A 6826-nucleotide genomic window follows, 5' to 3' on the forward strand; every position below is an offset into this window, starting at 1 on the left:
TTAGCGCCGGTTGTTTCCGGCCAGTGATCTACAAGGAGTGGCACCATGCTGGTGATGCGCCCTGCGCAAATGGCTGATCTGGCCGAGGTTCAACGCCTCGCGGCCGACAGCCCTATCGGTGTCACGTCCCTGCCGGATGACGAAGGTCGTCTGAGTGACAAGATCGGCTCCTCCGAAGCGTCGTTTGCCGCCGAGGTCAGCTTCAATGGCGAAGAAACCTACTTCTTCGTGCTGGAAGACAGCGAAAGCGGTCGTCTGGTGGGCTGCTCCGGGATCGTCGCCTCGGCGGGCTATTCCGAGCCGTTCTACAGCTTTCGTAACGAAACCTTCGTGCATGCGTCCCGAGAGCTGAAGATCCACAACAAGATTCACGTCCTGTCCCAGTGCCATGACCTGACCGGCAACAGCCTGCTGACCAGTTTCTACGTGGTTCCGGAACTGGTAGGTACTGCCTGGTCGGAACTCAACTCCCGTGGCCGCCTGCTGTTCGTTGCCAGCCATCCCGAGCGCTTCGCCGATTCGGTGGTGACCGAGATTGTCGGCTACAGCGATGAACAGGGCGACTCACCGTTCTGGGACGCCATCGGCCGCAACTTCTTCGACCTCAATTACGCCGAGGCCGAGCGCCTGTGCGGGCTGAAAAGCCGGACCTTCCTCGCCGAGCTGATGCCGCATTACCCGATTTACGTCCCCTTGCTGCCGGACGCCGCGCAGGAAGCCATGGGGCAGGTACACCCACGGGCGCAGATCACCTTCGACATCCTGATGCGCGAAGGCTTTGAGACCGATCACTACATCGATATTTTCGACGGCGGCCCGACCCTGCATGCGCGGGTTTCCGGGATCCGTTCGATTGCGCAAAGCCGCCTTGTACCGGTCAAGGTCCAGCCTGAGAGCTCCGGCGATGTCGGCAAAGGCGGGCGGCTGTATCTGGTCGCCAATGGCCTGTTGCAGGACTACCGCGCCGCGCTGCTGGAGCTCGACTGGGCGCCCGGCAGGCCGGTGGTACTGAGCCTGGCGGCCGCCGAGGCGCTGGGTGTCGGTGAAGGTGCCAGTGTGCGGATCGTGGCAGTCTGAGCCCGACGTTCGATAGCTGATTAGCGAGTTTCAAGGCTCTTGAAGGGCCGCTGAGGAGATAACATGATCGTTCGTCCCGTACGCAGCAGCGACTTGCCTGCGCTGATCGAATTGGCGCGCAGCACGGGCGCAGGTTTGACGACGCTGCCCGCCAACGAGGAGCGTCTCGCGCACCGCGTCGGCTGGGCCGAGAAGACCTTTCGAGGCGAAGCCGAACGTGCCGATGCCGATTACCTGTTCGTGCTTGAAGACGACGATGAGCGTGTGGTCGGCATTTCCGCCATCGCCGGTGCGGTGGGGCTGCGCGAGCCCTGGTACAACTACAGGGTGGGCCTGACGGTCAGCGCTTCTCAGGAACTGAATATCTACCGGGAAATTCCGACGCTGTTTCTGGCCAACGACCTGACCGGCAATTCGGAGCTGTGCTCGCTGTTTCTGCGCAGCGACTCGCGCAATGGCCTGAACGGACGCCTGTTGTCCAAGGCGCGCATGCTGTTCATTGCCGAATTCCCCAAGCTGTTCGGCAACAAGATCATCGCTGAAATGCGCGGGATGTCGGACGAAAATGGTCGCTCCCCGTTCTGGGAAAGCCTGGGGCGGCACTTCTTCAAGATGGAGTTCAGCCAGGCCGATTACCTGACGGGCGTCGGCAACAAAGCGTTCATTGCCGAACTGATGCCCAAGTTTCCGCTGTACACCTGCTTTCTCTCCGAAGACGCGCGCAACGTAGTCGGCCGCGTGCATGCCGACACCGAGCCTGCGCTGACCATGCTCAAGGGCGAAGGCTTCAGCTATCAGGGCTACGTCGATATCTTCGACGCGGGGCCTGCCATCGAGTGTGAGACCGGCAAGATCCGCGCCGTGCAGGACAGCCAGACGCTGGTTTTGGCCATCGGAACGCCGGGTGACGATGCCCCGCAATTTCTGATCTACAACCGCAAGCGCGAAGAGTGCCGCGTGACGGTCGCCCGTGCGCGCTTCGCAGCGGGCACGCTGGTGGTCGATCCGGCAGCGGCGAAACGGTTGCGCATGAGCGCCGGCGACAATGTGCGCGCAGTGCCTTTGTCGGCAGCGCGGGAGGGAGTGTGATGAGCTCGCTGTATATCGCAGGCGCCTGGCAAGCCGGGCAGGGTGACGCATTCGATTCACTGAACCCGGTGACCCAGCAGGTGCTGTGGTCCGGACAGGGCGCTACCGCTAACCAGGTTGAAGCGGCCGTGCAGGCTGCGCGTCAGGCTTTTCCAGGCTGGGCCCGTCGCTCGCTGGACGAGCGCATTGGTGTGCTCGAAGCATTCGCCGCTTGCCTCAAGGCGCGTAGCGACGAAATCGCCCGCTGTATCGGTGAGGAAACCGGCAAACCGTTGTGGGAATCAGCCACTGAAGTGACCAGCATGGTCAACAAAGTCGCGATTTCGGTACAGAGTTACCGTGAACGCACCGGTGAGAAAAGCGGCCCGCTGGGCGACGCGACTGCTTTTCTGCGTCACAAGCCGCACGGTGTGGTGGCCGTGTTCGGGCCTTACAATTTTCCGGGTCATTTGCCCAACGGGCACATTGTCCCGGCATTGCTGGCCGGCAACACCGTGGTGTTCAAGCCCAGTGAGCTGACGCCCAGGGTCGCCGAGTTGACCGTCCAGTGCTGGGTCGAGGCCGGGCTGCCTGACGGTGTATTGAACCTGCTGCAGGGCGGTCGCGAAACCGGTATCGCCCTGGCTGCAAACCCCGGTATCGACGGGTTGTTCTTCACCGGCTCCAGCCGCACCGGCAATGCGTTGCATCAACAGTTTGCCGGGCGCCCGGACAAGATCCTTGCCCTGGAAATGGGTGGCAACAACCCCTTGGTGGTCGAGCAGGTTCAGGACCTGGACGCCGCGGTGTACACCGTCATTCAATCGGCTTTCATTTCCGCAGGCCAGCGCTGCACCTGTGCGCGCCGCCTGCTGGTGCCTGAGGGCGATTGGGGCGATGCGTTTCTGACACGTCTGGTGGCGGTGAGCGCAAGCATCGAAGTGGGTGAGTTCGATCGTCAGCCTGCGCCGTTCATGGGCTCGGTCATCTCGCTGGAGGCCGCGCGTGCGTTGCTGGACGCCCAGCGCGACCTGCTGGGCAAAGGTGCCGTGGCGCTACTGGAAATGCAGCAGCCGCAGCCCGGCGCCGCGTTGCTGACGCCGGGTATTCTGGACGTCAGTGCGGTCAGCGAAAAGCGAGATGAGGAGCTGTTCGGTCCACTGCTGCAAGTGATCCGCTACGCCGATTTCGACGCGGCCATTGCTGAAGCCAATGACACCCGATACGGCCTGGCAGCGGGTCTGCTGTCAGACTCCGAAGCGCGTTATCAGCAGTTCTGGCTGGAGAGCCGTGCAGGTATCGTCAACTGGAACAAACAGCTGACCGGCGCCGCCAGCAGCGCGCCGTTTGGCGGTGTGGGCGCGTCCGGTAACCATCGTGCCAGCGCCTATTACGCGGCCGATTATTGCGCCTATCCGGTGGCCTCGCTTGAAACCGGCAGCCTGACGCTGCCTGCAGTACTGACGCCCGGCATCAGACTGGACTGAACGTGTCTGCACTGCTTGCTTATAAAAACAGATCCACGGAGCCACACCGATGAAGTCCTGTGAAGTGAATTTTGACGGTCTGGTCGGGCCAACCCACAACTATGGCGGGTTGTCCTACGGTAACGTCGCGTCCCAGAGCAACAGCCAGCAATGCTCCAACCCGCGTGAAGCGGCGTTGCAGGGCCTGGCGAAGATGAAGGCCTTGATGGACCTGGGCTTCACGCAGGGCGTACTTGCGCCTCAGGAGCGACCGGACGTGGCGGGCCTGCGTCAGCTGGGTTTTGCAGGCAGCGACGCGCAAGTCATCGAACAGGCTGCCCGGCAGGACATGCCGCTGCTGGTCGCCAGTTGCTCGGCATCGAGCATGTGGGTGGCCAATGCCGCGACGGTCAGCCCGAGCGCGGACACGGCTGATGGCCGGGTGCATTTCACGGCCGCCAACCTCAACTGCAAATACCACCGCAGTATCGAGCACCCCACTACCAGCCGGGTACTGGGGGCGATGTTTGCCGACTCGACGCACTTCGCCCACCACCCGGCGCTGCCGCCGGTGGCGCAGTTTGGCGACGAGGGCGCAGCCAACCACACGCGCTTCTGCCACGACTACGGTCAGGCGGGTGTGGAGTTTTTTGTCTTCGGCCGCAGTGCTTTCGACACTCGTTATCCTGCGCCGCAGAAATACCCGGCGCGGCAGACCCTGGAGGCGTCGCGCGCAGTTGCCCGGCTGCATGGCTTGAGTGAGGCCGGTGTGGTTTACGGTCAGCAGAATCCTTCGGTGATTGATCAGGGCGTGTTTCACAACGACGTGATCGCGGTCGGTAACGGCGAGGTGCTGTTCTATCATGAGGACGCGTTCCTCCACACCGCCCCGATGCTTGATGAGTTGCGCGAAAAGCTGGGGCGTGTCGGTGGGCAACTGCGCGCCATCTGTGTACCGCGTGCCGAAGTCTCGGTGCAGGACGCCGTGCGTTCCTACCTGTTCAACAGCCAGTTGCTGTCGCGTCCCGACGGCTCGATGCTGCTGATCGTGCCGCAGGAATGCCAGGCCAACCAGAACGTCTGGAATTACCTGCAACGCCTGATCGCCGATCAGAGCCCGGTCAGCGAGGTCAAGGTGTTCGACCTCAAGCAAAGCATGCAGAACGGCGGTGGTCCGGCGTGCCTGCGCCTGCGGGTGGCCCTCAATGAAACCGAGCTGGCCGCGGTGAACCCCGGTGTGATCATGACCGCGCCGCTGTATGAAACGCTGACGCAGTGGGTGGACAAACACTACCGTGACCGCATGAGCGACAGCGACCTGGCTGATCCGCGTTTGCTGACGGAATGTCGCACGGCATTGGATGAACTGACACAAATCCTTAAACTGGGCGCCGTGTATCCTTTCCAACTGATTTGAAACACCCTGCGCGCCGAACCGGGTTCGGCGCATGAATTTTCTCTTTAGAGCATTCCAACCATGAGCGACGCCCTGCAACTGATTCTTGAAGACACCGACGGCACCCAGCTGGAAACCTCCTGCACACGCGTTGCCATTATCTGGCAGGGTAAAGAGCTGTGGATCCAGCAGGACGGCCGTGGCCAGTTGCTGATCGGGGTTGACGTCGAAGAAGACGACGCCGAATACGCCAACCTGTTGCTGCGCCCGCTGGCGACCAACCTGGTCAGCCTGCAGCTGGAAATGGAGCCTGCTGACGTCGGCGCCGATGAAGATGGCCACGTTCACGGTCCTGACTGCAATCACTAAGGAAACACCCCATGCTTGCCCTCGGCACCCTGCTTGAACTGACCCTGGCTGGACGCGAACCAGCGGAGAAGACTCAACTGACCGCCGACGGCGCGAGCCTGCGATGGCTGGGCGAGGGCGCACTTGAAGTCTGCCCGCCTCAGTCGCGTGACAATGGCACTGACCTGCTGCTGTCGGCCGGTATTCACGGCAACGAGACGGCCCCCATCGAGCTCCTGGATGAACTGATCCAGAGCATCGCGCGCGGCGACCTGGTCCCGCGCGCCCGTATTCTGTTCCTGTTCGGCAACCCCGAGGCCATGCGCCTCGGCACGCGCTTCGTCGAGCAGGACGTCAACCGACTGTTCAACGGTCGTCATGAAAAAAGCAGCGGCCCCGAGGCGTTGCGTGCCGGCGAACTGGAACGGCTCGCCGCCCGCTTCTTCAGCGTGCCGGATCGCCAGCGCCTGCATTACGACCTGCACACCGCGATTCGCGGTTCGAAGATCGAACAGTTCGCCCTGTACCCCTGGAAAGAAGGGCGGCAACACTCGCGCCACGAACTGGCTCGTCTGCGTGCAGCGGGGATGAGCGCGGTGCTATTGCAAAACAAGCCCTCTATCGTGTTCAGCGCCTACACCTACGAGCAACTCGGCGCCGAGGCCTTCACCCTGGAACTGGGCAAGGCCCGGCCGTTCGGACAGAACCAGCAGGTCAATCTCGGTCCGTTGCGCGTGTGTTTGCAGCACATTATCGAAGGCGCCGAGCCCGCACTGGATGAAAGCCTCGAAGGGTTGCAACTGTTCAGCGTGGCGCGTGAAGTGATCAAGCGCAGTGACGCATTCGTCTTCAACCTGGCTGACGACGTCGAGAACTTCTCTGTTCTGGAAAAGGGCTACGTCCTGGCTGAAGACGTCAGCGATTCGCGCTGGATAGTAGAAGAAGAGGGCGCACGCATCATCTTCCCCAACCCAAAGGTCAAGAACGGCCTGCGGGCAGGCATTGTGGTCGTGCCTGTGGCGGCCGAGAGCCTGGCGCTGGCATAAGGCAGTTGGGCTATGATCACGCTGGCGGAACATAGCCTGGGTACATCCAGTCGAGAGGCGCTGTGTTGCGGGCAGCTCTCGCGAGCAAACTCACTCCCCCTTGAGCGCCTTGTTTCAGAATGAAATCTGTACCTGTAGGCGTCAGCTTGCTGACGAAGAGGTCGGTATGTTCACTGAAAATCTCAGTCCAAGCTCAGCTCAGCTCAGCTCAGCTCAGCGATCAGAATCAGAAAATCAGCCCACGCCGCACACCCAAAAACAAACAGCGCTTTTCTGCCACGATAGCCGCCACACCACCGAACGCGACGCAAGGTGCCGGCTGAGTTCTGGCGCTGATCCGGTGGGCAATCGGCATGGATGCCGATTGAGCTGCACCGGGCCACGGATGGCCCGTTGCAGCGACCGCCGGATCAGGGTCAGGACGA

General features: G+C 62.0%; 6 protein-coding genes and 1 pseudogene. 6 read left to right on the forward strand and 1 reads right to left on the reverse strand.

All coding sequences use genetic code 11. The features are described 5' to 3' along the window. Window positions 1–45: 45 nt before the first annotated feature. From aruF to astE, 6 genes are all read left to right on the forward strand, one after another. Window positions 46–1077 (forward strand): arginine/ornithine succinyltransferase subunit alpha, encoded by a 1032-nt coding sequence (aruF, locus tag KDX37_RS03640; RefSeq protein WP_231651309.1) that lies wholly within the window; start codon window positions 46–48, stop codon window positions 1075–1077. Window positions 1078–1140: 63 nt separating this feature from the next. Next, window positions 1141–2166 (forward strand): arginine N-succinyltransferase, encoded by a 1026-nt coding sequence (astA, locus tag KDX37_RS03645; protein ID WP_231651310.1) that lies wholly within the window; start codon window positions 1141–1143, stop codon window positions 2164–2166. Then, window positions 2163–3632, forward strand: a complete 1470-nt coding sequence (gene astD, locus KDX37_RS03650) for a succinylglutamate-semialdehyde dehydrogenase (protein WP_231651311.1) — start codon at window positions 2163–2165, stop codon at window positions 3630–3632. Before astA ends, astD begins: the two co-directional genes overlap by 4 nt. A gap of 49 nt (window positions 3633–3681) precedes the next feature. Next, window positions 3682–5028, forward strand: a complete 1347-nt coding sequence (gene astB / locus KDX37_RS03655) for an N-succinylarginine dihydrolase (RefSeq protein ID WP_231651312.1) — start codon at window positions 3682–3684, stop codon at window positions 5026–5028. A 60-nt stretch (window positions 5029–5088) separates the two neighbouring features. Then, window positions 5089–5376 (forward strand): hypothetical protein, encoded by a 288-nt coding sequence (locus KDX37_RS03660; protein ID WP_005754955.1) that lies wholly within the window; start codon window positions 5089–5091, stop codon window positions 5374–5376. Window positions 5377–5387: 11 nt separating this feature from the next. Continuing rightward, window positions 5388–6401: a succinylglutamate desuccinylase gene (astE, locus tag KDX37_RS03665; RefSeq protein ID WP_231651313.1), complete on the forward strand. Its 1014-nt coding sequence runs from the start codon at window positions 5388–5390 to the stop codon at window positions 6399–6401. Window positions 6402–6627: 226 nt separating this feature from the next. On the opposite strand, the pseudogene KDX37_RS03670 reads toward astE, so the two are convergent. After that, window positions 6628–6826: pseudogene (locus KDX37_RS03670) on the reverse strand (hypothetical protein); the annotation flags it as partial.

Origin of the sequence: Pseudomonas californiensis (assembly GCF_021147775.1) — a bacterium.
GTDB lineage: Bacteria > Pseudomonadota > Gammaproteobacteria > Pseudomonadales > Pseudomonadaceae > Aquipseudomonas > Aquipseudomonas californiensis.

Excerpts from the sequence above, each read along its gene's own strand:
- aruF (WP_231651309.1), top strand. The coding sequence starts at position 46 with ATGCTGGTGATGCGCCCTGCGCAAATGGCTGATCTGGCCGAGGTTCAA.
- astA (WP_231651310.1), top strand. The coding sequence starts at position 1,141 with ATGATCGTTCGTCCCGTACGCAGCAGCGACTTGCCTGCGCTGATCGAA.
- astB (WP_231651312.1), top strand. The coding sequence starts at position 3,682 with ATGAAGTCCTGTGAAGTGAATTTTGACGGTCTGGTCGGGCCAACCCAC.
- KDX37_RS03660 (WP_005754955.1), top strand. The coding sequence starts at position 5,089 with ATGAGCGACGCCCTGCAACTGATTCTTGAAGACACCGACGGCACCCAG.
- astE (WP_231651313.1), top strand. The coding sequence starts at position 5,388 with ATGCTTGCCCTCGGCACCCTGCTTGAACTGACCCTGGCTGGACGCGAA.